25 protein-coding genes are annotated in these 26,891 nt (G+C 40.5%); 13 read left to right on the top strand and 12 right to left on the bottom strand.

The genetic code is table 11. From position 1 onward, the window contains the following. Together FTU17_RS12960 and FTU17_RS12965 are read left to right on the top strand one after the other, a co-directional pair. Positions 1-140: transposase (locus FTU17_RS12960; protein ID WP_180107216.1), on the top strand; the 140-nt coding region annotated here is incomplete at its 5' end. A 105-nt stretch (positions 141-245) separates the two neighbouring features. Beyond that, positions 246-917: an acetoacetate decarboxylase family protein gene (locus FTU17_RS12965; RefSeq protein WP_180027167.1), complete on the top strand. Its 672-nt coding sequence runs from the start codon at positions 246-248 to the stop codon at positions 915-917. 63 nt (positions 918-980) lie between these two features. Here FTU17_RS12965 and FTU17_RS12970 read toward each other — a convergent pair whose 3' ends face one another. After that, on the bottom strand, positions 981-2,051 hold the full coding sequence (locus FTU17_RS12970) for an alpha/beta hydrolase (RefSeq protein WP_180027164.1): 1,071 nt from the start codon (positions 2,049-2,051) through the stop codon (positions 981-983). A gap of 201 nt (positions 2,052-2,252) precedes the next feature. Between FTU17_RS12970 and FTU17_RS12975 the strand changes: the two genes are divergently transcribed. Continuing rightward, positions 2,253-2,822, top strand: a complete 570-nt coding sequence (locus FTU17_RS12975; protein WP_168379529.1) for a hypothetical protein — start codon at positions 2,253-2,255, stop codon at positions 2,820-2,822. Between the two features lie 180 nt (positions 2,823-3,002). On the opposite strand, the gene FTU17_RS12980 is transcribed toward FTU17_RS12975, so the two are convergent. Further along, positions 3,003-3,224 (bottom strand): hypothetical protein, encoded by a 222-nt coding sequence (locus FTU17_RS12980; protein WP_257224324.1) that lies wholly within the window; start codon positions 3,222-3,224, stop codon positions 3,003-3,005. Positions 3,225-4,160: 936 nt separating this feature from the next. Here FTU17_RS12980 and grpE point away from each other — a divergent pair. From grpE to FTU17_RS13000, 4 genes are all read left to right on the top strand, one after another. Further along, positions 4,161-4,700, top strand: coding sequence for a nucleotide exchange factor GrpE (gene grpE / locus FTU17_RS12985; RefSeq protein ID WP_078189495.1), 540 nt, complete (start codon positions 4,161-4,163; stop codon positions 4,698-4,700). A gap of 154 nt (positions 4,701-4,854) precedes the next feature. Next, the gene (gene dnaK / locus FTU17_RS12990; RefSeq protein WP_180118267.1) at positions 4,855-6,795 is read left to right on the top strand and encodes a molecular chaperone DnaK; all 1,941 of its coding nucleotides are present in this window, start codon (positions 4,855-4,857) and stop codon (positions 6,793-6,795) included. 215 nt (positions 6,796-7,010) lie between these two features. Continuing rightward, entirely contained in the window at positions 7,011-7,922 is a 912-nt protein-coding gene (locus FTU17_RS12995) for a matrixin family metalloprotease (protein ID WP_180135660.1), read from the top strand. A 120-nt stretch (positions 7,923-8,042) separates the two neighbouring features. Then, positions 8,043-8,420 (top strand): hypothetical protein, encoded by a 378-nt coding sequence (locus FTU17_RS13000; protein WP_168379524.1) that lies wholly within the window; start codon positions 8,043-8,045, stop codon positions 8,418-8,420. 68 nt (positions 8,421-8,488) lie between these two features. Here FTU17_RS13000 and erpA read toward each other — a convergent pair whose 3' ends face one another. The 4 genes from erpA to FTU17_RS13020 form a co-directional block, all read right to left on the bottom strand. Next, a complete protein-coding gene (gene erpA, locus FTU17_RS13005) occupies positions 8,489-8,824 on the bottom strand; it encodes an iron-sulfur cluster insertion protein ErpA (protein WP_078189499.1) in 336 nt (111 codons plus the stop codon). 134 nt (positions 8,825-8,958) lie between these two features. Then, a complete protein-coding gene (locus tag FTU17_RS13010; protein WP_180109501.1) occupies positions 8,959-9,966 on the bottom strand; it encodes a putative solute-binding protein in 1,008 nt (335 codons plus the stop codon). Between the two features lie 202 nt (positions 9,967-10,168). Beyond that, positions 10,169-11,179: a putative solute-binding protein gene (locus FTU17_RS13015; RefSeq protein WP_180005536.1), complete on the bottom strand. Its 1,011-nt coding sequence runs from the start codon at positions 11,177-11,179 to the stop codon at positions 10,169-10,171. Positions 11,180-11,435: 256 nt separating this feature from the next. Next, complete coding sequence (locus FTU17_RS13020) at positions 11,436-12,440, bottom strand: putative solute-binding protein (RefSeq protein ID WP_180022815.1); 1,005 nt, start codon at positions 12,438-12,440, stop codon at positions 11,436-11,438. Between the two features lie 196 nt (positions 12,441-12,636). On the opposite strand from FTU17_RS13020, the gene FTU17_RS13025 reads away from it, so the two are divergent. Continuing rightward, positions 12,637-14,574, top strand: coding sequence for an ATP-binding cassette domain-containing protein (locus FTU17_RS13025; RefSeq protein ID WP_180056038.1), 1,938 nt, complete (start codon positions 12,637-12,639; stop codon positions 14,572-14,574). Between the two features lie 531 nt (positions 14,575-15,105). Here the strand turns inward: FTU17_RS13025 and FTU17_RS13030 are convergent. The 5 genes from FTU17_RS13030 to dnaA all read right to left on the bottom strand — a co-directional run bounded on the left by FTU17_RS13030 (position 15,106) and on the right by dnaA (position 21,914). Next, positions 15,106-15,483 (bottom strand): hypothetical protein, encoded by a 378-nt coding sequence (locus tag FTU17_RS13030; protein ID WP_180065692.1) that lies wholly within the window; start codon positions 15,481-15,483, stop codon positions 15,106-15,108. A gap of 170 nt (positions 15,484-15,653) precedes the next feature. Beyond that, positions 15,654-18,122 (bottom strand): DNA topoisomerase (ATP-hydrolyzing) subunit B, encoded by a 2,469-nt coding sequence (gene gyrB, locus FTU17_RS13035; RefSeq protein WP_180005501.1) that lies wholly within the window; start codon positions 18,120-18,122, stop codon positions 15,654-15,656. Positions 18,123-18,165: 43 nt separating this feature from the next. After that, on the bottom strand, positions 18,166-19,248 hold the full coding sequence (recF, locus tag FTU17_RS13040) for a DNA replication/repair protein RecF (RefSeq protein WP_180135661.1): 1,083 nt from the start codon (positions 19,246-19,248) through the stop codon (positions 18,166-18,168). Positions 19,249-19,271: 23 nt separating this feature from the next. Continuing rightward, positions 19,272-20,420 carry a DNA polymerase III subunit beta gene (dnaN, locus tag FTU17_RS13045; protein ID WP_168379516.1) on the bottom strand — a complete coding sequence of 383 codons (1,149 nt, stop codon included), beginning with the start codon at positions 20,418-20,420 and terminating at the stop codon, positions 19,272-19,274. A 108-nt stretch (positions 20,421-20,528) separates the two neighbouring features. Then, complete coding sequence (gene dnaA / locus FTU17_RS13050; protein ID WP_168379515.1) at positions 20,529-21,914, bottom strand: chromosomal replication initiator protein DnaA; 1,386 nt, start codon at positions 21,912-21,914, stop codon at positions 20,529-20,531. Positions 21,915-22,574: 660 nt separating this feature from the next. Between dnaA and rpmH the strand changes: the two genes are divergently transcribed. From rpmH to mnmE, 5 genes are all read left to right on the top strand, one after another. Next, positions 22,575-22,709, top strand: coding sequence for a 50S ribosomal protein L34 (gene rpmH / locus FTU17_RS13055; protein ID WP_000831329.1), 135 nt, complete (start codon positions 22,575-22,577; stop codon positions 22,707-22,709). A 31-nt stretch (positions 22,710-22,740) separates the two neighbouring features. After that, the gene (rnpA, locus tag FTU17_RS13060; RefSeq protein WP_078189509.1) at positions 22,741-23,133 is read left to right on the top strand and encodes a ribonuclease P protein component; all 393 of its coding nucleotides are present in this window, start codon (positions 22,741-22,743) and stop codon (positions 23,131-23,133) included. Between the two features lie 9 nt (positions 23,134-23,142). Then, on the top strand, positions 23,143-23,463 hold the full coding sequence (gene yidD, locus FTU17_RS13065) for a membrane protein insertion efficiency factor YidD (RefSeq protein WP_078189510.1): 321 nt from the start codon (positions 23,143-23,145) through the stop codon (positions 23,461-23,463). Between the two features lie 5 nt (positions 23,464-23,468). After that, positions 23,469-25,235 carry a membrane protein insertase YidC gene (gene yidC / locus FTU17_RS13070; protein WP_180135662.1) on the top strand — a complete coding sequence of 589 codons (1,767 nt, stop codon included), beginning with the start codon at positions 23,469-23,471 and terminating at the stop codon, positions 25,233-25,235. A 92-nt stretch (positions 25,236-25,327) separates the two neighbouring features. Next, positions 25,328-26,683, top strand: a complete 1,356-nt coding sequence (mnmE, locus tag FTU17_RS13075; RefSeq protein ID WP_168379513.1) for a tRNA uridine-5-carboxymethylaminomethyl(34) synthesis GTPase MnmE — start codon at positions 25,328-25,330, stop codon at positions 26,681-26,683. A 111-nt stretch (positions 26,684-26,794) separates the two neighbouring features. On the opposite strand, the gene FTU17_RS13080 is transcribed toward mnmE, so the two are convergent. Further along, positions 26,795-26,891: transposase domain-containing protein (locus tag FTU17_RS13080; RefSeq protein ID WP_130075492.1), on the bottom strand; the 97-nt coding region annotated here is incomplete at its 5' end.

The following is a 26,891-nucleotide window of genomic DNA, read 5'->3' on the forward strand; positions in this document are numbered from 1 at the left end:
GCAAGGAGTTCGGTGAAGAACTAAAACCTTATTATTGGAAACCTGTGCTTTGGACGAGGGCATACTGTCTACTTACAACAGGTGGAGCGACAATTGATGTAATTCGAGAATACATCCAAAACCAAGAGAGACCCGACTGAAAAGGCGTGCTATCCATCTCCATCTAAATCACAGATTATAGATGGAGAATTCCGCACATTTAGTTAAAAAGTAATTATTCTGCCATTATTAAAACGAGAACAATGATGACGCAAATAATACCGTCGGACACTGCATTGACACATTTACCGCCTTGGCAACTGCGTGGCGATGCTTTTATTTTGAATTATTGGATCTCTCCGAGTTTTATCCAACAAGCGCAGATGTTCCGTTTAGCGACATCGCCTTTAGGTCGTGTGGTTCAGGTGTTATTGGTCCGATACCATGATTCACCTGTGGGCCCTTATGACGAATTGCTAATTTTAGATCACCCTTTATGGAGTAAGAAAAGGTTAAGTTCGATTCCTAAGATTTATGTTTCGACAGATATCTCTGTCATTCATGGTCAAAAACTCTGGGGTATTCCTAAAGAGTTGGCAAAGTTTGAATGGCAACAACATGACAATGAAGTGGTCTGTACTATAGAAGTTGAACAACACAAAATGCAGATCCGTTTAAAAAAATCACGTTCACAGCGTTCTTTCTATATTAATAGTCATCATATCCCTGCAGCGATGTTGCAAATCAGACAAGCGTGGGAAGGTAAGCGTTATCAATTTTCACCGAAGTTTCGTGGACGGCTCTCTAAACTGAAACAGGTAGAATGGCACAACACACAGGACATTTTTCCAAATTTTTCTGAAGCACGATTATTGCAAAGCTTTTATATCCCAGAATTTAGCCTCGTTTTTCCTGCTGCAAAAATCCAAGATAAATAACCCAATAAATAAAAACCCAGTGTTTCACGTGAAACACTGGGTTTACTTTATATAAAGGAATGATTAGCTACGTTTATCCCAAAATTTACGGAACTTCGTACTGATCTCGATCACGTATTTTTTAGCTCGGTGCGAAACCGGGGTTAAGTTAATAAAGCCATGGGTTTGATCGGTATATTCTTGATAAAACACTTTCACCCCTTGCTGACGGAGTTTATGCGAATAAATTTCACCTTCGTCATGTAAAACGTCATGCCCTGCTGTCACGATATACGCGGGTGCGATACCTGCCAATTTTCCATAGGTTGGTGAAATTAATGGATCATCTAAGGCCACTGCATGTTGTTCTGCATATAAAGCCGTTACGACATCAATATCTTTTTCAGTCAGAACTAGACCATCTTTATAAGCATAGAAAGATGGGTGGCGACTCTTGAAATCCACTACTGGGTAAATTAATAGTTGAGCTTGCGGGGCAAAAACTTTTTGAGCACTGCGCTGTGCAACCGCAGTAGCAATATTGCCGCCTGCACTATCCCCTGCCACCGCAATTCGATTTTTTAGAATTTTAAACTGACGACTATTTTGATAAGTCCAAGCCAATGCATCTTCACAACTTTGCATTAATTGAGCTGGGCTGGCTTCTGGTGTTAAAGGATAATCAATACTTAAAACTTGTGTTTTGGCATGCACAGCCAATAAACGACAAACTTCATCATGCGTGTCTAAACCACCCACCACAAAACCACCACCATGATAAAACACGATCATCGGTAATTTTTTATTTGGAGCAGGATGATAATGACGCGCAAACAGCGTTGCACTTTGTAAAGGTAGACGTATATCTTGCACTTGTTTCACAAAGGTCGGCTTGGTCTTGATCGACTCCATCTGTAAATCAAATAATTTACGAGACTTCACATAGTCTTCGGTCACAAAGCCTGACTTACCTTGCTTGAGTTGAGCCGCCATCATGCATTTCACCAGCGGATCTAATTCTGGAAAAATAAACGGATAATCGAGACGTTTTGCGAGGCTTTCTTTGGCAAAGTTAGGAAGACGATCAAGTAACCGAGCAGCCGTACCTTGGCCTTTATCTTTCATATTTTTAAGTGATTCATTCAATGCAAACATGCTCTATCCTTCGAATTATGCTCTTCATACTTTCTACATGATCTAGGTCAAATGTGACCATATTCACATATAAGTCTCAACATCGACATACATAGTACAGACCTAGTTAAGCTAATCTTCTTTTATAGAGTTGTCATTGACAATTTACCCAAGTTTTATGGGTTGATTATGCTAACCCATTCTCGATAAAGGATACTCACCATGGCTAAAAAGATCATCCTTCTGTCTTTTGCGACTGCTTTTTTGGCTGTAGGCTGCGTAGCATTCCCTGAAGATGGTTACTACGATGGACGTTATGATCAACGTTATGACCGCCGTTATGATAATAATGATCGACGCTATGATAATCGTTATGATCGCCGTTACGACAGTCGTTATGAACAAGACCGCCGTACATGGGAACGTCAGCAACAACAACGTAATCGTTTAGAGCTCGAACGTAGAAAGCAGCAACTTGACCAGCGTAACTGGGAACAGAATCGTAAAAATCAACAAGAGTGGGATCGTCGTAAAAACGAACTCGAACGTCAACGTCTAGAACAACAGCGTAAATACTCTGAAGCTGAACGTCGTAAACGTGCTGAACAAGATCGTCAAAAAGTCAGCAAAGAGCGTCAGCGCTTAGAAGAACAGCGCCGTAAAGCCAGTCAAGATCGTAGAAAACAAATTGAGCAAGAGCGCAAAAAAAATATTCAAGATTTAAGAAAGGCATCAGATCAACAACGTAAAGCGGCTGAAGAACGTCGTCGCGCGTGGGAAAATCGCCGTTAATTGTTGTTTTTGCAGATCGGTTAAAAGTAAAAAGCTCATCTACATGATGGGCTTTTTTTTCGTTCACTAAAAATAGAAAAGGTAAAAAAAGCAATAGAAAAAAAATAGACAGAAGAGGCATCCTATCTTCTGTCTATTCTTGACTGCCTGTTGTTACAGGTCAGAGAGCATGAAACAATCTTATTGCTGAACTGTAGGTTGTGGTGCAGATTGAACTTCAGCACCTTGAGCTGATGGATCTGCTTGAACCACAGCACCCGATTGCTCTGTTGTTACAGATGCTTCAGTTGCAGACGTTACTTGTGCGGTTTCTGGAGATTCTACAGTTTCTTGAGACGTACAACCTACCGCAGCTAAACCAAAACCTAAAACTGCAACAGCGAATAAACCAATTTTTTTCATCTTCATTATTTCCTTCATTGAATCATTAAAAGCAAAGCTCAACTTTGCCCGCGTCATAATGGAAAATAATTCTGTGAAGTTCCCACCTTCTAAGTTGTACTTTGTACGAGGCACGGTACAGCTTATGAAACGTTTTATTAATCAGGCAGTTTTCATTCATTTTGAGGCTTTACATCATTTATTTAACTCAAGTGCTTTGTTTTTTATTAATAAAATAAATATAAATAGTTTTAAATAAAGCGTGATCAGAGCTTTTGAATACAACAAAGACCAACAAAACTTGCAGCTCAGTTACTTAAGTGGCTGTTTTTATAAATTTCATGCAAAAAAAAGCCTGCTTATGAGAGAAGCAGGCCATGAAAAACACATTCGAAATAAATTCGGAAACTACAGCGATAGAATCTGAAACAAAGAATACTGTGCTGATCATTTTTTGTGAAATATTTAATAAAACTGATACTAAGAGTTTTTATGTATAAATATTAACCACTATTTTTGAGGCAAAAAAAATGCTGATTCTTGGGAAATCAGCATGGAAAAGTGTTTCTAAAATCTAGAGGTAGTCACCATATCCCTCTCTCCAGTGGATATGGTCACTTCCGATAGATAAATTATGCAAATTTTCAGGCACAAAGAGAAACCGTTAAAATTTATGATGAAAATCTATAAATCCGATCAAAATGTGATTATACATTTAAATCAATAATTTATATTTTCATAGAATTTAATTTTGCAGTCGATATTTGGCTGAAAAACCATTTTTTTGAATAAAAAACTGCATTTAATCGCTGACTTCGCTTGAATTTTTATCCCCTGCCCCGATTTCTTCTATTAATCATGAATTCAAAACGCATGGCAGTTACGCATCGATGTCGTTTGAACGCACAGCTATAAGGACTGAACATGTTTAAGAACCCATTTAAACGGAGTAAATCAATGGCGACTGAGCAAAACCAAGACGCTCAAGATCTTCAACAAGAGCAAGCAGAACAGCAAACTCAAGCTGAAAACGAGCAAGCTGAAGTTTCAGTTGAAGATTTACAAGCACAAATCACCAATTTAGAAGAAAGCTTAAAACTTGAAAAAGCACGTACTGCAAATGCCGTATATGAAGCGCAAAAAAGTGTAGAGCGTATTCAACGCGAATCTGAAAAGCATAAAGACACTGTGCTGGAAAAATTTGCAAAACAATTGCTTGATTCGGTTGATAACCTTGAACGTGCCATCGCTGCGGCAGGTGATGAAAAATCAGGTTTATCTGAAGGTGTAGAACTTACACTGAAATCATTGCTCAGCACTTTAGAAAAATTTGGTGTGGTTGCTGTGGATACTGCAAATGGTTTCAATGCAGATCTTCACCAAGCTGTGGGCATCGATCCAAATGCCAAATCGAATGAAATCGGGACAGTATTGCAAAAAGGCTATAGCTTAAACGGTCGTCTATTACGTCCAGCTATGGTTATGGTTGGTGCATAAACCCAAATTTTCTGAGACGAATTAAAAATTTTAACTAATATTACTTGAAAATTTTTGATTGGCTCTCATATCGGATAACAAGTAAATCCCTTTTTATTTCCCTTTGAGAAAGGGAAGAGTTTGGGAATAAAAGAATTTTAGAGGAAACATCCAAATGGCGAAAATCATTGGTATTGACTTAGGTACTACAAACTCTTGCGTAGCAGTACTTGAAGGCGACAAAGTAAAAGTAATCGACAACGCTGAAGGCGCTCGTACAACTCCATCTATTATTGCGTATAAAGATGGCGAGATCCTTGTCGGTCAATCTGCTAAACGTCAAGCAGTGACTAACCCTAAAAACACATTATTTGCAATCAAACGTTTGATCGGTCGTAAGTACCAAGACCAAGCTGTGCAAAAAGATATCGGCCTTGTACCTTACAAAATCATCAAAGCTGACAATGGCGATGCTTGGGTTGACGTAAACGACAAGAAACTTGCACCACAACAAATCTCTGCTGAAATCTTGAAAAAGATGAAAAAAACAGCTGAAGACTACCTTGGTGAAACAGTAACTGAAGCGGTAATTACTGTTCCTGCGTACTTTAACGATGCTCAACGTCAAGCAACGAAAGATGCAGGTAAAATTGCTGGTTTAGATGTTAAACGTATCATCAACGAACCAACGGCTGCTGCACTTGCGTTCGGTATGGACAAAAAAGAAGGCGACCGTAAAGTTGCGGTTTACGACTTAGGTGGTGGTACTTTCGACGTATCAATCATTGAAATCGCTGATCTTGATGGCGACCAACAAATCGAAGTATTGTCTACAAACGGTGATACATTCCTTGGTGGTGAAGACTTCGATAATGCATTAATTGAATACTTGGTTGAAGAGTTCAAGAAAGAACAAAGCGTAAACTTGAAACAAGATCCTCTTGCACTTCAACGTTTAAAAGAAGCTGCTGAAAAAGCAAAAATCGAGCTTTCTTCTTCGAATGCAACAGAAATCAACCTTCCATACATCACAGCAGATGCGACTGGTCCTAAACACTTAGTGATCAACGTGACTCGCTCTAAACTTGAAGGTTTAGTTGCTGAATTGGTTGCTCGTACAATTGAACCATGTAAGATTGCACTTAAAGATGCCGGTCTTTCAACCTCTGACATCTCTGACGTAATCTTGGTGGGTGGTCAGTCTCGTATGCCACTTGTACAACAAAAAGTACAAGAGTTCTTCGGCCGTGAGCCACGTAAAGACGTGAACCCAGATGAAGCTGTAGCGATGGGTGCTGCGATTCAAGGTGCAGTACTTTCAGGTGATAAAACTGACGTACTTCTTCTTGACGTAACTCCATTGACTCTTGGTATCGAAACAATGGGTGGCGTGTTAACAGCAATCATCGAGAAAAACACCACGATTCCTGCGAAGAAATCTCAAGTGTTCTCAACTGCTGCTGACAACCAACCTGCTGTAGACATTTCAGTTTACCAAGGTGAACGTAAAATGGCTCAACAAAACAAATTGTTGGGTAACTTCCAATTAGGCGATATTCCACCTGCTCCACGTGGTGTACCACAAATTGAAGTATCATTTGACATCAACGCTGATGGTATCTTGAAAGTATCTGCAAAAGATAAGAGCACAGGTAAAGAGCAATCAATTCAAATTAAAGCTAACTCTGGTTTGAGCGATGCTGAAATTGAAGCGATGATCAAAGATGCTGAAGCGAATGCTGAAGAAGATCGTAAATTTGAAGAATTAGCGAAAGCACGTAACGAAGCTGATGCACTTGTTTCTTCTGCTCAAAAAGCAGTAAAAGATCTTGGCGAACAGGTAACTGCTGATGAGAAATCTGCAATCGATGCTGCTGTAGCTGAGCTCGAAGCAGCGACTAAAGAAAACGATGTAGATGCAATCAAATCGAAAACTGAAGCACTTCAAAACATCATTATGCCGATCACTCAACGTGCTTATGAAGCTGCACAAGGTCAAGGCGGTGCTGAAGGTTTTGATCCTAACGCTTTCCAAGGCGCTGAAGGTCAAGCTCAAAAAGCAGATGACGGCGTTGTAGATGCTGAGTTCACTGAAGTGAAAGATGACAAAAAATAATTTGTCGCTTTAACTGAGTCTTTCAAAGCTCAAAAAGACCGCGCGAAAGCGCGGTTTTTTTTGTGGATGATTTTATCTGCATCAGGCAATATTCAAATAACACGCAAACGTTCAAACAGCCACATTCTTCTCGACTCACCATCAATCTAAACTTAGATTTGCATAGCGCTAAATTTCAGTTAAATTAATGTAAAATAATCAAGTTTTGCGATGCTATGCGTTTGATTTTAATTATTGTTGTCATCGTTTTGAGTACTTGGTGGATCTATCAAACCAAGCAGCATCCTCAACTGAAATTTAATTCAATTTCAGATCGACTTTTACACCCTCTCGATACCCGACTGCGTTATCGGGTTGCTGATGTCGATCCGCGTTTTGGATTAAGCCAACAACAAGTCATTCAACTTAGCGAAGAAGCCGCAGAGATATGGCATAAAGGAATACTCAAACCGTTATTTATCTATGACCCAAATGCACAACTGGCGATCCATCTAATTTATGATGATCGCCAAGAACAATACAATGCCTATAAGCAAGTCCAAAAGACCTTAGCTGCAGATAAAGCCCGTAATGATTTATATGCCGAGAACTTAACAAATTCGAGAAAAGGTCTGGAGATGAATGAGCAACAGCTCCGATCAAAACAAGCCATGATCCGTGCGGAAATCGCACAGCTGTCGCAAGAACGTATGAGTTGGAGCCGAATCGAGCATGCGCAAGGCCCCAATATGCAACGCGTTGAAAGAGAACTTGCGCAAGTCAAAGCACAAGCGATGCAATTAGACCAAGAAATAAATCGATTTAATCAGCAAAATGATCAATTTAACCAACAAGTCTCAAGCTATAACCAGCAAATCGATCAATATAATGCAGGCGTGATACAAGCCAGTCAGCGCTTTCCTGCACGAGAGTTTCATAAAGGTGTCTTTATGGGGGATCAGATTCAGATTTATCAATTTGATGCCGAAGATGATTTACGCCTCACCCTTGCCCACGAACTCGGACATGCTCTCGGCTTATCTCACCATAATGACCCTGCTGCATTAATGTACCCAATCTTAGGTGCGCAACAATTAGAAAACTTTAAACTGATGCCAGCAGACCAAGGCTTACTATATTATCGTTAGAATACCCTGAGCAAAAAAAACCATACAATTTATAAGGATATTGCAGGATTCACCAACAAAAATCAGCATTTCATGTTATTGTTGATCTGCAATAATTCCCTTATATCAATGACATCTTCCGTGGAGAGCAATGTGAGTTACTACCATATCTTAATTGAAGTGAATGACCACATCAGCACGATTGAACAAACCCGTGATATTGAGCTTTTTGATATTACCGAAATTCAACCTTATCTCCATGCGGTACTTTTACCATTTTTTAATGAGCAACTCATTGAACTCGAAGACGAAAATCTTGAGTTTAAAGATGTCTTGCATTTACAAGTCAAACAAACCCTTTTGCCGATCCGTGACCTCATCGAAGAAGAGCAACGCCTGCTTCCGAGTGATACCGATGTCACCATTACAGCTTATGAAATTTTTAATAATTATCAATTGAGTCAAGACGTGACTACAGTGATTTTAGATCTGTTAGAAGCGCTTAAATTTGAAGCCTAATATCGATTTTAAACATTAAAAAAGCCCTCAAAATGAGGGCTTTTTTATGGCTCAATTCATCATCGTGATTAGATCGAGAATGAAGATCCACATCCACACGTGGTTGTCGCATTCGGGTTTTGTACCACAAAACGAGAACCTTCAAGACCTTCAATATAGTCGACTGTTGAACCAACTAAATATTGATAGCTAAGTGAATCCACCAACATTTTCACGTCTTCATTGATAAATTCAGCATCATCTTCGTTTTGGCTTTCTGCAAAATTAAATCCATATGAGAAACCTGAACAACCACCACCAGTCACATATACACGTAACATGAGGTCTTGATTACCTTCACTGTCACGCAATTGGCGTACTTTATTGGCAGCATTGTCAGTCAGCACAAGTGCTTGAGCATTCATGATGGATTCCTCTGAGTCATTGGGGTGTCTTTAAAAAGAAAAGACCATATTTCAAGTATAACATACTCAATATATGGTCAGTCTTCACAGTTTAAAGTTAAATCAGAGTATTTTTCTCAAGATTCATTTAAAACTTATTTATAGTTTTCTTCCTGTAATGCGCATTCGAAGTTTTTCGGGTCTTGTTTACAGCGGAATTGCCATAATAATTTCATCATTCGCTTGTCGTAGATACCACGTTTAGTCAAATCAATACGCGCTTCACGCATCATTTTTTGATAACCAGCTTTGTCTGCAGTGGGAACATCCATCCAATATTTAGCTGGAATTTCTGACTTCATTTTGCCTAAAATCGTGAATGCACGAGGTAATTGTGTTTTGACCCAATCACGTGATTTTTGCCCATAACCTGCTGGGAATTTATCTGGGCGAATAATGATATTTCCCGTGACTTGTAAAATTGGATAATTGACGATTGCGCCTTTGCTGCCTAAACCTTTGTGTAATTCTAATGGTTTGAACACAGCTGCAGGAGCACCAATAATATCCACCTGACCATTGTTAAATTTAGCGCCAAAATTGGTTACATCGGCACTGACCGCTTGAGCCCCGACCTGCTGCACCATAATTTTCTGCGCTTCATCATAATCAAGCACCGCAATTTTTTTACCTGCGGCTTTAGCGACAGTATTGATACTACGATCATTCACCAACAGGTAGGCATCACCAACAGGTATCACACCTGCCACTTCATATTTACTATTGACCATGCTTTTAGCAAACGTTGGACTCGCAAGACCTTGCATAATTTTTACGGCCAATTTCAAATCTGGAATTGCACCAATCGCATCTAAAGAACCGGTAAAATTGTTGAATTGGCGGCCACGCATACCGGTGACGCTGATCCCATCACATTTCCCCGCTTTAAAGTCTTCCGCAATCACTGCTTCATTTTGACCGACGCGGAGCTCAATGTCTGCGCCCCAGTTTTTTGCTGCCAATTGATAATCTTTCATCAGGGTAAAAACATCACCATTTTTACCCACCAAATCAAATACACACACCACTTGCTTCGCTTGAGCTACGCCAGTCACCGCCATTAATGCAGCAGCAACGCTCAATGCCTTTGTCCATTGTTTCATACTGACTTTCCTTGTTTTTTTACTGTTTTTGTTTTTAACCATTTTTTAATTTTGGGTCATGCTGAGTTCGATTCAATTGACTCACAGCCCTCGATTTTAATTTAGATTACCTGAATATTTTGCTGACTCAATGGCGAGAATGACCTGTAAATTTGCAAAAAAAAGCCTGGATAAATCCAGACTTTTTTCTTTAAATATCAGTTTATTCGCCGCTAAGTGAACATTCAAAATTGGCTTTATCGACAGAACAACGTGCCTTTTTCAATACTGACATCATGCCCGCATCATAAATGCCACGTTTCGTCATATCCATACGACCTTCACGCAATAATTTTTGATATTTGGTTTTATCTTCTGCACTTAAGTTAAGTTTATATTTCGCAGGAATACCCGCCTCTAAACGGTTAATCATCGCAATACTCTTCGGTAAATGTTTCACAAACCAATCACGAGATTTTTGACCAAAGCCTGCTGGGAACTGATCAGGACGAATAATAAAGTCCGCGGTCACTTGTAAAACTGGGAAGTTAAACATCGCACCATTGGTACCTAAACCCTTATAAATCTCTAATGGTTTGTAGGCATACGCAGGCGCACCCACCATATCGACCTGACCATTATTAAACTTCGCCACAAAGTTAGATACATCTGAAACCACAGCTTGAGCGCCGACACGTTGCACCATAATTTTTTGTGCTTCGTCATAGCCTAATACTGCAAACTTTTTACCTGCTGCTTTTTCAATTGAGTCAATTTTTTTGTCTTTGACAAAGATGAATGCTGAACCCAGTGGAGCAATACCCGCCACTTCGTATTTCTTACCACCTAGGTTGCTGACCATTTTTGCAGCATTACGTTGGTCTAATGCAAAGGTAATCGCACGTTGCGCAATTGCATTGCTCGGTGCGCCACCAAGCGCATCAATCGAACCTGCAAATTTATTGTATTGACGAGCACGCATTGCCGTCATAAATACGCCATCACATTTACCCGCTTTAAAATCATTGTCGGCTACTGCTTCATCTTGACGCGGAATTAAGTTAATTTCAGCACCCCAGCCTTTTGCTGCAAGCGCCCATTCCTGAGCCATTTGGTATGACTCACCTGACTTACCCAGTAAGTCAAATACACAGATATCTACTTTTGCTGCCTGAGCTGAACCAGCAAAGCCAATTGCAGCAAATGTAGCCAATGATAGGAGCGTTTTTTTCATTCTATTTTCCTTTCAAATCTTTTTATGGTTCAGAGGTGTCCTTACACAACGCCGATATTAAGCAAGTTAATTTAAAAAAAATAGAGCATTTACTCCATTTATTTATGTCATTTTGGCACATTCTGTTTTTTTGTGATTAATATCACTTTTTTATTTAAGGCAAAATTATAAATATAATCATCATGTTGTATGCAAAAAAGGCTTTTTGCATTTACAGCCTTTTTATGAAACTTTACAAAGAAATACAGAAAAAAGCTTATTCACCCGCCACTGAACACTCAAAATTGGTTCGCTCAATCGTACAACGTGCTTTTTTCAGTACCGTCATCATGGTGGAGTCGTAGATTCCTTGTTTGGTTAAATCCATCCGTCCTTCACGCAAAATTTTCTGATATTTCAACTGATCATCTTTGCTGAGATTCATCTTATATTTGGCAGGAATTTCAGCTTCCATGCGTTTTACCATGGCAAAACTTTTCGGTAATTGTTTAACGAACCATTGCCGAGAGGGTTCAGCAAAACCATCTGGGAATTTATTGTTACGAATAATCAGGTCTGCCGTGACATTCACCACAGGAAAATTAACCATCGCCCCAGTAGTGCCTAAGCCTTTTGAAATTTCGAGTGGCTTAAAGGCATAAGCCGGCGCAGCCACAATTTCAACTTCGGCCTGATTAAACTTGCGAATAAAATTGGAAATTTCCGACATGACTGGCACAGCGCCGACACGGTCGACCATCTCTTTTTGCGCATAGTCATAATGCAAAATGGCAAATTTTTTACCTTCAGCTTTTTCTAAATTATTGATATTGCGATCACGGACAAAAATATAGGCTGAACCAATTTGCCCAATCCCTGCCACTTCATAACTATCTTTACCTGAATTGGTAATCAGTCGCTTACTGTTCCGCTTATCTAAGACATAGGTAATGGCTTTTTGTGCGATGGTATTGTTCGGTACACCGCCAATGGCATCAATCGAACCAGCAAATTTGTTATACGCACGTGCCCGCATCGAGGTCATATAAAATGCGTCACATTTCCCTTCTTTAAAATCTTTATCGACTTTGGATTCATCTTGATATGAAATCAGTTGAACTTGTGCTCCCCATGCCTTACTGGCCAGAGACCACTCTTCCATTAGCTTATAAGATTCCCCCGCTTTTCCAAGTAAATCGAACACACAAACCTTCTGATTGGCATAGCTTTGTGCAGACATCACACCTGAAAGAAGCGATAAAATTAAAATTCCTTTTCTCATTTCTTATATTTCCAATATGTTTTATTAATCCATTTAAAACAACAACTTGAAATATTTTTTTAATACTAAAGCCCGTTCAATATACCTAAATACGTGGAATCTGTCACATTTTTTCAGATGGTTGCGATGCTTTGTTTTTTCTTTTGCAAAGCCATCCATTAGAATAGCCCCACATTCTTCTTGTTTAGTTAGTTCCATGATTCAGTTAGACCAACTTTCCATTCGTCGCGGTGGGCGTGTTTTATTTCAAAAAGCATCTATGCAATTGCATCCAGGCTGGAAAATCGGCTTAACTGGTGTAAATGGTGCGGGTAAATCGACTCTTTTTTCTGCGCTTTTAGGTGGAATGGAATCTGATGGTGGTTCATTAACACGTCCTGCAGTATGGACCGTCGCGCATATGGCGCAAGAAATCAAAGCACTCGATATGAAAGCGATTGATTTCGTTCTATCAGGCGATGAAGAATATTGGGATATACAACATAAACTTGAACATCCAGAACAATTAGACAATGAAGCGCTGGCACACTTATATGGCCGATTTGATGAAATCCATGGCTATACAGCTCCATCCAAAGCCTCACAACTGATGGCTGGCCTAGGTTTCTTTGAACATCAGTCCCAACTCAATGTTTCAAGCTTTTCTGGTGGTTGGCGTATGCGTTTAAACCTTGCGCGTACCCTAATGAGCCGTTCAGACCTATTATTACTCGATGAACCAACAAACCACTTAGACTTAGATGCGATTTTGTGGTTAGAAGATTGGTTAAAAGCTTACGAAGGCACACTGATCTTAATTTCACATGACCGTGATTTCTTAGATGCGGTGACTGATCATATTTTACATATTGAAAATCAAGAGCTGACGCTTTACACCGGCAACTATTCGACCTTTGAACGCACCCGTTCTGAGCGCTTGGCACAACAGCAACAAGCCTATGAAAAACAACTCGAAACCCGTGCGCATCTCCAAAAATTTATTGACCGTTTTAAAGCTAAAGCCACTAAAGCTAAGCAGGCTCAAAGTCGTATTAAACAATTAGAACGCATGCAGGAACTTTCTGCTGCACATGTCGATACGCCATTTACCTTTAGTTTCCGTGAGCCAACCAAAATGAGCTCACCACTGTTACAAATGGAACATGTCGACATTGGCTATGGTGACAAACTGATTGCCACCAATGTGAATTTACAGATTACCCCAAACAGTCGTATTGGTTTACTGGGAATGAATGGTGCAGGTAAATCAACCTTAATTAAATCCTTGGTTGGAGACCTTCCCTTATTACAAGGGACACGCAAAGCCTCGGAACTGTTGAATATTGGCTATTTTGCGCAGCATCAAATGGATGCTTTAGATGGCAATGCCAGCCCTATGTTGCAATTATCTCGAATTGCTGACAAAAAAATCAGTGAAGCTGCATTACGTTCATTCTTAGGTAGCTTTGGTTTTAGTGGCGAACGCATGGATACGCCAAGTGAAGGCTTTTCAGGCGGTGAACGAGCACGATTGGCTTTGGCTTTGATTGTTTGGCAGCGCCCCAATGTTTTAATTCTAGATGAACCGACCAACCATTTAGACCTTGATATGCGTCATGCCCTGACTATGGCATTACAAGACTTTGAAGGCGCTGTGGTTTTGGTTTCGCATGAACGTCAATTGATTGCTAGTGTTTGTGACGAATTATTGTTGGTACATCATGGAAAATGTCGCGAATTTGATGGTGACCTCGTGGCTTATGCCGATTGGCTGCGTCAAGCACGGATTGACATGATGAAAAATAGTCAACAAGCCCCGACTCCCATCAAATCTCAAGTTGAAACTAAACCGACGATTTCCAAAGTCGATAAAGAAGCGCAGCGCAAAGAAGCTGCACGTCAGCGTGAATTGACCCGCCCGATTCGTAAAAACATTGAAAAAAATGAAGCGCAAATCAGCAAAATTCAGCCACGCTTAAACGAAATCGAGGAATTATTAGCAGACAGTGCTTTATATGAAGCCAGTCGTAAAGATGACTTACTAAAACTGATGAATGAGCAAACAGAGTTAAAAGCCAAACTCGAATCTGTCGAAGAGCAAATGCTTGAATTAATGATGGAATTAGAAGAAATGGAAAGTAGTTTTGAGGCTTAATTTAAAAAGCAAAACCCTAGATTTGCATTATTAAGAAAACCTAACTTAAGCTCAAAAAATCAATCGCCGTGAAATTTAAATGTTCCACGGCGATTTTTTATTTATACTTCATAATAATAATCACACTATAAATCTAAAAAATATTCAAAAAATCGAAAGTTCCTAGCCAGCTAGTTATTGCATCGTTAAGGCATTTTTATTCGGGAAGAAACTAAAAATTGAGCGATCGCTTTTACCCTAATTTTGTAAATGAATTCAAAAAAATATACTTCACATCAAACTCATTACCACAGTTATCCACAAAAGCCACTTTTAAATTCAAATCTTGGTTTTAAATTCATTTTTATTTTTTAAATTCAAAACATCGAACCACTTTTTTGTGGATAAATATTTTTAAATGATATTATCCACAATTATAAATAACTTTGATGTTGAACACTATTAAATGTGAAAATTCACAAAACTTATCCACATTTATAAGATGGATGTGTTTTATCTCTACTGACTACATCAATTTAAACTTTTTATTGTTTAAGATAAGGCAGAAGGATGGGCTTTTTTTGCCTTTAAAAAGCGTAATTCTTGTATTTTCCAGCTTTGATCAAAATGCCAGATTTCCTGTATTTGCTGCTGTGTTTCAGCTAAACCAATTAAAATTTTGCACTCCGTTTGGTCACGATTAAACTCATATTCTTCAAATTCTACGTCTGGTTTTTGTGGTTTCCAAACCCCATTTTTCACTGCATGTGCAATACGTTCATAGCGGACATAATTACTTTCGACACGCCCGTCTTGCTCATAAACCACCTTAAAGTGCTCATCTTCGTATTCGGCTAAAACAGTATAATTTCCGGTAAAAAATGCATTTACCCAGATGTCACGAATGTGTTCAAGTTGATTGTCCATCATATATAGACCTCTTATTTTTAGCTGCTAAGTTCAAATAGATTTGAGCTTAGCATCAGAATAAGTCAATTTTATAAAACACAAATTGGCGATTTAATATTCAATTTTATTTAAGATAGCACAAAAAAAAGCACTCCGAAGAGTGCTTTTTTGAATGATTCTGTAATCAGAATTTAGGCATCAATATCCGCATTTAACGCATTTTCTTCAATGAAAGCACGACGTGGTTCCACATCATCACCCATCAAGCAAGAGAACATACGATCAGCTTCAATCGCATCCTGTACCGTTACTTGCAGCATGTTACGGTTCTCAGGATCCATCGTAGTTTCCCAAAGCTGTTCAGCATTCATCTCACCCAAACCTTTATAGCGCTGAATCATCATGCCACGGCGTGAGTCTTGTAGGATGTTTTGCCAAACCTGATGGAAGCTACTCACTGGAATTTTGCGCTCGCCTTTTTGCAGGTAAGCACCTTCTTCCAATAATGTGAACCAACTCTTCGAATTTTTGAGCAAACGCGCATATTCACCTGAACCCAATAGACCTGAATCTAACAAGTATTGGTGCGGTAAGTTATGAACATAGATGGTAATACGCGGGAAATAGGTCGCTGACTTATTGCCTTCGGTATCTTCATGCTCAAACGTTTCTAAGCTTAATTCAGGACGTAAGCTAGGCTGAGTTTTCTCAATATTGGCACGTAGCTGCTCCCCCCAAGTCTGTACATAGTCTTGGTTATTTGCTTGATCTAACTTAAAGCCTTCTACTGCCAATAAACCATCCAACACACTTGCAGGATAACGTACAGTCAGACGATGCAAACTCTTTTGAGAGGTTTGATAATCCGCAATCACACCCGCTAAAGCCTCACCACGAATGGCTGGTGCTTCTGCACTGATGTGTAATTCAAGCTCATCAATTGCATTTGAAATCAGGTAAGTCTCAAGCGCATCATTATCTTTGATGTACTGTTCTTGCTTGCCTTTTTTCAGCTTATACAACGGTGGCTGTGCAATATAAATATATCCACGTTCCACAAGTTCTGGCATTTGACGGAAGAAGAAGGTCAACAGTAGCGTACGAATGTGCGAACCATCGACGTCAGCATCGGTCATGATGATGATTTTGTGATAACGCAGTTTATCTGGGTTATATTCCTCACGGCCAATACCACAACCTAAAGCAGTAATCAGTGTTCCCACTTCTTGTGAAGAAATCATCTTGTCAAAACGTGCACGTTCCACGTTGAGGATTTTACCTTTCAGCGGCAAAATCGCTTGCATCTTACGGTTACGGCCTTGTTTTGCAGAACCGCCCGCAGAGTCACCTTCGACTAAGTAAAGTTCAGACAATGCAGGATCTTTTTCCTGACAATCGGCCAATTTACCTGGCAAACCAGCAATATCCAGCGCACTCTTACGACGTGTCATTTCACGTGCTTTACGTGCTGCATCACGCGCACGTGCTGCATCAATAATCTTGCCTGCAATCGATTTAGCGGCTTGTGGGTTCTCTAAAAGATATTCAGAGAACGATTTATTCATGGCTTGCTCAACCGCAGTTTTCACTTCGCTCGACACCAATTTTTCTTTGGTTTGCGAAGAGAATTTTGGATCAGGCACTTTCACCGAAACAATCGCAGTTAAACCTTCACGTGCATCATCACCAGAAACCGCCACTTTCTCTTTTTTGAGTAAGTTTTCGCTTTCCATGTAGCTGTTTAAGCCACGGGTTAATGCAGCACGGAAACCCGCTAAATGCGTACCGCCATCTTTTTGTGGAATGTTGTTGGTAAAGCAACGAACATTTTCCTGATAAGAATCGTTCCACTGCAATGCAACTTCTACACCAATGCCATTATCCGCTTGAGTGGTAAAATGGAAGATATCATTCAGATGAGTTTTGCCTTGGTTGATATATTTCACAAACTCAGACAAACCACCTTCATAGTCATAAACGTGCTCTAAATTGATACGTTCGTCACGTAGCACAATTCGCACACCTGCATTCAGGAACGATAATTCACGTAAACGACGCGCCAAAATATCGACATTAAAAATCGTTTGACTGAAGGTTTCAGCACTTGGCCAGAAACGTACACGTGTACCTGTACGATCTGTCTCACCCACCACTTTTAATGGATACACGGAATCACCGTGTTTATATTCTTGCTGGTGGATTTGACCTGCACGATGAATGGTTAATTCGAGCTTGCTTGAAAGCGCATTCACCACGGATACACCTACACCGTGTAGACCGCCTGAAACTTTATAGCTGTTATCGTCAAATTTACCGCCCGCATGCAGAATCGTCAAAATCACTTCTGCTGCAGAAACACCTTCTTCTGGGTGAATGTCGGTAGGAATACCACGACCGTTATCCGATACGCTTACAGATTCATCTTCATGAATGGTTACATTGATCTCGTCACAATGACCTGCCAACGCTTCATCAATTGAGTTATCGACAACTTCAAACACCATGTGGTGTAGGCCAGTACCATCGTCAGTATCACCAATATACATGCCCGGACGCTTACGTACAGCGTCTAGACCACGTAATACTTTGATGCTAGAGGAATCATAAGCTTTTTCTATGGTTTGTTCTGTTTGAGAAGCAGCTTGATCTTCTGAACTCATGGTTTCTCCCTAGTGAAAAATAGGTCTATCCAAAGGTGGTATTTCATTGCACAACAGCCTGCACCGTACCATTTTCAACTTTGAATAATTGATAAGAAATAGATAAATCATGTAAGTGTTTTTGCACTGAATCATGGTCTAAAGTGGTAATAAAAACTTGACTACCAAGATGGCTTAAACGCTCAATTAAACGCTGTTGTGCGGTTAAATCTAATTCTGCTGTCAGATCATCTAATAATACCACAGTTTCCTTATTACAAGCATGTAGCATTGCAATCTGTGACAGTTTTAACGCCATGATCAATAACTTTTTTTGCCCACGAGAGAGTACAACATCTGCATCCCCCATAGCGGTTTTTAACCTTAAATCTGCACGGTGTGGACCATACTCGGTATAGCCACGCTCGCAGTCTTTAAAATGCTGATTGGTCAGATCATTCAACAGCCCTGTTTCGGCATGAAAGCCTGCATTGTATTCCAGTGTCACTGTTAAATCAGGCAATAAGGCTTCTAGATCTTGTTGAAAATATCGAATCCACTGTTCCACCACATTACTGCGCAGACTATGCAAGATCTCACCATAGTCACTGAGCATTTTGTTCCACGGTTCTAAGTCAGACAAACTCAAATGACGTCGTGATTTCAGCAAACTATTCCGCTGTTTTAATGCCCGCGCATAATATTGCCATGCATGGTAAAACTCCGGTTCCACGTGGAACATCAACCAATCTAAAAGTTGACGTCGTGGCTTCGCACCATGATCAATAATATCGGTACTTTGTGGGTCGATGAGTTGTAGTGGTAAAATCTTAGCCAACTGCCCTTGTGTCCCCACAAGGTCGCCATTGACTTTAATCACTTGCTCGCCCGACTGCATTTTTTGCATACCAATGCGGTCTGTTGCAGACTGCGCAAAGACAACAGCGTCAGGGCTATTATTTTGAATATAGTTTTTCGGAATATGGGTTCGAAAAGAACGGCCGGTTGCCAGCAAATGTACTGCTTCTAATACAGAAGTTTTGCCAGAACCATTTTGCCCATAAAAGACATTAAACGGCTGCAACCCAGAGAGTGCAACCGTCTTTAAATTTCGAACACGTTCTACATGTAAACGCGTGATATGCATAATAATTGAGACGTCAGTCCAAATTAAACACGCATTGGCATCACAACATAGGTTTGATCTTGTTGTTGTGGATCTTGTACCAATACAGATTGGTTGGCTTCTGTCATGGTCATTGCAACATCATCACCATCCAACACATTCAGAACTTCCAATAAGTACTGTGCATTGAATGACATTTCCATCGGTGCATCAGCATATTGAATCGCGAGATCTTCGATCGCTTCATCTTGTTCAGGGTTATTGGCACGAAGTTGTAAAGTGTCCGCATCAAACTTCAAGAATACGCCGCGCAATTTTTCATTACTTAAAATCGCCACACGTTGTAGTGATTGTTTAAATACATCATGTGCAATGCGCACATTTTTATCACCACCACGTGGAATCACACGGCGGTAGTCAGGGAATTTACCATCGATCAATTTTGTGGTGAAACGTACGGTAATATCACCCTGCTCTTTATCACGGCTGGCAATGGTAATCGTTACATTTAATAATTCACGACCAATTAACAACGATAATTGCTCGTCTTCAACACTCAATAGACGCTGCAATTCACCTACAGCTTTACGTGGAACAATCGCTTGCATTGCTTGTGTCGCATTCGAGCTTGCCGCTGTTTCACACATCGCCAAACGGTGACCATCGGTCGTTACTGCACGCAATTGATTTTCATCAATTTCAAGCAAAGTACCTGTCAAATAGAAACGCACATCTTGAACCGCCATGGCAAAAGATGTTTTCTCAAATAAACGCTTTAACTCACGCTGAGTCACACCGACTTGAGTGCCTTGAGTATTTTCAGTGGTTAATAATGGATAGTCTTCTGCAGGCAAAGTACCCAATACAAAACGACTGTTTCCAGATTTTAAAATACAACGTTGATCTTCAGTAATTTGCAAATCAATCAATGCCGCTGACGGTAATGATTTACAGATATCCATCAATTTACGTGCAGGAACAGTCGTCACACCTGCTTGTAAACATGCACCTTCAGTAAGTGATGTGCTTGCAACCAGTTCCACTTCAAGATCCGACCCCGTAATGGTCAAAGCTTGCTCTGTTACCTGTACTTTTACATTGGATAAAATATTTAAGGTATGGCGACGTTCAACCGCTCCTACGACATGTGATAGAACATTCAGTAAGCTTTCTTTCGCGATTTTTAAACGCACGATACATTCCTCTAAAAACTGAAGACAGACAAAATAAATTAATTTTTTAGCAGTGTACTATGCGGCAGAATATACCGCATTGCAAGAACAGAATTTGAACGAAAAGACTTAACTTTGCAGCAGACGTTGCAAGTTTTTATAGTCCTCATTGAAGATTGGATCTTCTTCACGCAGGCTTTGTACTTTTTCACAGGCATGCATCACAGTACTGTGGTCACGATTACCAAAAGCCATACCAATTTCAGGAAAACTATCCCCTGTCAGCTCACGTGCTAGCCCCATAGCCAACTGACGTGGACGTGCATAAATGCGTGTACGTTTTGGACCAATCAATTCTTTCAGTGGAATACGGAAATATTCACTCACCACACGCTGAATATTTTCCGTGCTGATGGTGCGCGCACGAATTGCCAACACATCTTTTAACGATTCACGCACCACATCTAGATCGATTGGGGTGCCTTTAAAACGAGAAATGGCTACGACTTTATTCAGCGCACCTTCTAGTTCACGGACATTGGCAACCACTTGTTGAGCAATAAACAACGCACAATTCCGTGGAAGTTCCACCCCATTGCTTTCCGCTTTTTTCAGTAAAATTTCAATACGGGTTTCAATATCAGGCGGTTCAACACCCACCGATAAGCCCCACGAAAAACGTGAAACCAAACGTGGATCAAGTTCAGTCAGTTCTTTTGGATAACGATCTGAGGTTAAAATGATTTGCTTAGATTCATCTAATAACGCGTTGAAGGTATAGAAAAACTCAACCAAGCTGGCCTCTTTACCCGCCAACAAATGAATATCATCCACCAATAACAAATCTAACGAACGACAGTTTTTCTTAAATTCCTCGACCTTACCTTGCTGTAACGAGCTCACAAAGTCTTGTACAAAACTTTCAGCCGTCATGTACATCACACGTGCATTCGGCTTCGCTTGCAATAATGCATTACCTACGGCTTGCATTAAATGGGTTTTACCTAAACCAGTCGGTCCATATAAAAATAACGGGTTATGTTGCGAAGCACCGGGCTGCGTCAAGACTTTACGACAGGTTTCTGCCGCCATCTGATTGGAACGACCTTCAACAAACAAGGAAAAGGTAAATAATGGGTTAAGCTGACGCTTACGGTTATTTTTTGAAGACGTCTCTTCTTTTTCTTTTTTAGGACGTGTTGGTGCCGACACTTGTGGCGTTGACTCTAATGCTGCGGTGGTTGTTGCAGGTTGCTCAGCTGCAGATAAAATTGCACCAGGCCGTGAATCGACCAAAATCTCGACTTTACGTACCCGACCTTCAGACAACTGTTCCGCTAAAATTGAAATCAGTTCTAAATGGTGCTCTTGAATATAGCGTGTCCAATACGGATTCGGTGCGTAGAGTTTTAGACTATCACCTGCATCTTCTGCCACCAGTGGGCGTATCCACATTGTATAGACATTTCCTGAAAGCTCTTGTCGCAAGCGAGTTAAGCAGTCTGTCCAAAGCATGTGAAACCCCTATTTCAGTCCATTGTACGTAAAAAAATAATTCAACCCCGCCTAAGCGGGCAGCCATTCTAACCATCTTATCCACATCTGTCATGAACAAATCAGTCGAAATCGATCAAAAAAACGCAAATTGAGTTTAAATTTAAATTTAAATCACGTGTGGATAAGTTTATCCGCAAGCTGTGGATAAATTGTAGCACAAAGTTATCCACAAACTATCAAAATTATAAAAACATCGTTATCCACAATGTAATTATTTGTTTTTTAAATCTAAAAATACGTTTTCCACAGAAAATATCAACACTAATAGTAATAAATTTAAATTTTAAAATTTGAATTTATTTATAAGATCGACCCATTCTGGGGATAACTTGATGGTTGGTTTAAATTCAAATTTAAATTTATAAAAACCAATTCACAAATTTGAGATTGTGGATAAATCTGTGAGTAAACTTGAAGATAACTTAAATAATTAATATATACAATGATTTAGTTTGTGAATATTTTAATTTAAAACTTTCTGACTGATTTCTAATCCTTATATTATCTTGATATATCACAGCCTAGATTTTGAAAGAAAGCGTGTTTTTCATTGACAGCTCAAGCAATGAGCACTAAAATCGCGAACCTTTACTGAAAGATCATTTGTGGAGTTTCGATATGAAACGTACTTTCCAACCTTCTGAGTTGAAACGTAAACGCGTTCATGGTTTCCGTGCTCGCATGGCTACTAAAGCTGGCCGTCAAGTATTAGCGCGTCGTCGTGCAAAAGGTCGTCACAGCTTAACTGTTTAATTTCAGTTAAGACTGTCAAGACTTGGGTGTTATGACAACACTTTACGGCTTTAGCACAGATGTGCGAATACACTGTGCTGCCGATTATAAAAGTGTGTTCGATGGTGCGCTTTTTAAAGTGCATCAACCCCATTTCTTATTTCTAGCAAAAATCTCCGAACAGCCGAATAGCCGTTTGGGTATTGTTGTTGCTAAGAAAAAAGTGCGCCGCGCACATGAAAGAAATCGAGTAAAACGACTTGCACGCGAAAGTTTTCGCCTGCATCAACAGCAGTCTAATGTATTAGATATTGTCGTTATGCCAAAAATGGGCATAGAGGCGGTACCGAATGCAGAGTTGCATCAGCAATTACAATTTGCTTGGCAAAAATTGCAGCGCCTTGCAAATAAGCATAAAAAAATAGCTACCTCCCCACAAGCGTAGAGATGACCAATGGTTCGTTTGCTGCATTGGCTCATTCGTTTCTATCAGATTGCGATTAGTCCTTTATTGGGACCACGCTGTCGTTATATTCCAACATGTTCTCAATATTCTTTGGAAGCAGTCCATCAACATGGTGCTGTACGTGGAGTGTGTCTAGCTGTTCAGCGTATTTGCCGTTGTCATCCTTGGGGCGGTTCAGGCTATGATCCTGTTCCATCAAAAGCAATTCGTTTTATTTCATTTCAGCAAATAGATTCTCAAACGCTTCACGTTGCTGTACCCTTTCGTGAACGTTTATTGAACCAAAATCACTCTAACCACTTGGGGTAATACCTATGCAACAATGGGCCAGGATTGCAATTCTAGGGGCCATGTTTGTTGTCGCATATTTGCTCATTTTGGCTTGGCAGAAAGATTATGGAAATGCGGAACAAAAACCTCAGCAAAATGCTGCGGTGGTAACGCATGAAGTATCTGCCGATTTACCAAATGGCCAGACAGCTACGGCTGCTACTGATGTGCCGCAAGCAAATAATGCTGCTACACAACAAACAACAGATGCCACTGCACCTGTTAGTCAACAGTTAATTTCAGTACAAACTGACCTTTACCATCTTTGGATTAATCCAAAGGGTGGCGATATTGTTCGTATTGAATTACTCAATCATGACAAAAATAAAGACAGCGACGAACCGTTTGTAATGCTTGAAAGCGATGCAAAACGGACTTATGTTGCTCAGTCTGGCTTAATTGGTCTCAATGGCCCGGACAGCAATCCGAAAGGACGTCCGACGTATGAGATTGAAAAATCTTCATATACGTTAAATGACGCAAAAACTGTGAAGGGTAAAGATGGACAAACAGCAAAAGTTTTGTCAGTACCGATGGTTTATAAAACAGCAGATGGTGTAGAGGTTATTAAAACCTTTAACTTCACTGAAGGTGAATACCCTGTTGTCGTGAATCATAAAATCGTGAACCGCAGTGCTCAGAACTGGCAAGGTCAGATGTTTGGTCAGCTTAAACGCGACAACTCTGAAGATCCAGGCAAATCTGATCAAGGTATTTTCACTTTAGGTACATTCCTTGGTGGTGCATGGGGTTCGCCTGAAGAACATTACAACAAACTTAAATTTGCCAACTTCAATGAAGAAAAATTGAATGTTGAAGCAACTGGCGGTTGGGTTGCAATGGTTCAGCATTACTTCGTGAGTGCATGGATTCCTGGACAGATCAAATTAACGCAAGCCAATGGTCAACCCTACGCTGCGAAACTTGAGTCACGTAAATCTACCGATGATATGAACATTATTCAGTTCACATCGCCTGCAATCAATGTTCCTGCAGGAACTGTGGCAGAAGTAGATGCAACGTTCTATTCAGGTCCAAAAATTCAGTCTGAATTGAAAGATTTGGCTGTTGGTTTGAACCAAACTGTAGACTATGGTTGGTTATGGCCAATCGCGAAATTGTTGTTCTTAGGCCTACAATTCTTCCATGGTTTAGTGGGTAACTGGGGTTGGTCAATTATTTTATTGACGATTCTAGTGAAACTGATCTTGTGGCCATTGTCGTCGAAGAGCTACCGTTCTATGGCGAAAATGCGTGTGATTGCACCTGAAATGCAACGTATGAAAGAAGAGTTCGGTGAAGACCGTATGCGCTTCTCGCAAGAAATGATGGCATTGTACAAACGTGAACAAGTGAATCCACTGTCGGGTTGCTTGCCGTTATTGCTCCAAATGCCGATCTTCCTTGCTTTGTACTGGGTATTGATGGAGTCCGTTGAACTACGTCATGCGCCATGGTTAGGTTGGATTCAAGATTTATCTGCGATGGATCCATGGTTTATTTTGCCGCTATTAATGGGCTTAACCATGTTCATTCAGCAAAGTTTGAACCCACAACCGGCTGATCCAATGCAGGCGAAAGTCTTCAAAATCATGCCAGTGATCTTTACGGTATTTATGTTGTTCTTCCCTGCGGGCCTTGTGCTTTACTGGATCTGTAACAACAGTATTACTATTCTTCAACAAGGTTTGATTAACAAATCAGTTGAAAAAGACCGTTTAAAACGAGAAGCGGCTGACTCAGCAAACTAAGCATTGCTGATGGGCTGAATAAATCCGCTTAAGATGGTAATCTTAAGCGGATTTTTCTTTATCTGTCGTTTGAAAATTTTTAGGTGAATTTTATGTTAAACCGAACCACCATCGCAGCAATTGCCACACCGCCGGGTCGTGGTGGTGTCGGCGTGATTCGCCTGTCTGGTCCCAAATCTTATGCCATTGCAGAAGCATTAACGCAGAAATCCCTGCCTCAAGCTCGTTTTGCTGGTTTCCGTAAGTTTTATGATGCATCCAATGAAATCATGGATGAAGGTTTGGTGATTTGCTTTCCGAATCCGCACTCTTTTACGGGGGAGGATGTGGTGGAACTTCAAGGTCATGGCGGACCCGTTATTCAAAATGCATTATTGGCGCGGTTGCTAGAATTAGGTGCTATTGCTGCGAAAGCGGGCGAATTTTCGATGCGCGCCTTTGAAAATGGCAAAATGGACTTGGTGCAAGCCGAGGCGATTGCCGACTTGATTGATGCTACCTCGCAAGCGGCGGCACGTTCTGCGGTACGTTCATTACAAGGTGCCTTTTCGAGCAAGGTCAATACGGTGCTAGAAAAACTTATCCATTTGCGTTTGCATGTGGAAGCAGCGATTGATTTTCCTGAAGAAGAAATCGATTTTTTGGCAGATGGTAAGATTTTGGGCTTATTAGATGAAGTTGCAAGCTCGGTCCATGCTGTGCAGCAGTCTGCCCGTCAAGGTCAGCTACTGCGTGAAGGTCTACAAGTGGTGATTGCCGGCAAACCTAATGCAGGTAAGTCTTCTCTACTCAATGCTTTGGCGGGTGTGGAACGTGCGATTGTGACGGATATTGCCGGTACGACACGTGATGTCTTACATGAAAAAATCAGCCTCAATGGTTTGCCGATTACCTTGACCGATACCGCTGGTTTACGTGAAACCGGTGATATCGTCGAAAAAGAAGGGATTCGCCGCGCAATTAAAGAAATTGAGCAAGCTGACTTGTTACTTTTGGTCTATGACTTAAGTCAGGGTGAAGATCCACTACAATTGGCTCAAGCGTACTTCGCCGATCATATTGAACCGAAGCGTTTGATGCTGATTGGTAATAAATGCGATTTGACGGGATCTACCGCAGAAATGACCGATTTAAACGGTTTTCGACATATTCGTGTTTCGGCTAAACAAGAAACCGGCGTTCAAGCGCTTATTGATGCGATTACAGCGCATGCAGGCTTTCAACCAGAAGAAGATACCTTTATTGCTCGAACACGCCATTTAGACGCAATGAAGCGCACGCAGCGCTATCTTGCAGAAGCACGTGAGCAGTTGGTGGTTTATCATGCGGGTGAGTTGGTAGCCGAGTCTCTACGTTTGGCGCAAAATGCCTTAGGTGAAATTACGGGCGATTTCAGTGCGGATGATTTACTCGGCAAGATCTTCGGATCGTTTTGTATTGGTAAATAAATGCGCTAAAAATATGAAAAAAATCATGATTTGTTTTGCATGGATGCTTGCCGCTTGTTCTCAGGAGGAAGCGGCTTTAACGTAAGCGTCCGCTGAATCCCATACCAATTTTTAATTCGATTCAGGTTTCCAGCAGTGCGGCAGCAATTCTTCAATTTGGGTCACTTTGTGTGTCGGCAGCCTTTTCAGCACATCACTTAAATAGGCA

Source organism: Acinetobacter sp. YH12070 (assembly GCF_013419625.1).
Taxonomy (GTDB): domain Bacteria; phylum Pseudomonadota; class Gammaproteobacteria; order Pseudomonadales; family Moraxellaceae; genus Acinetobacter; species Acinetobacter amyesii.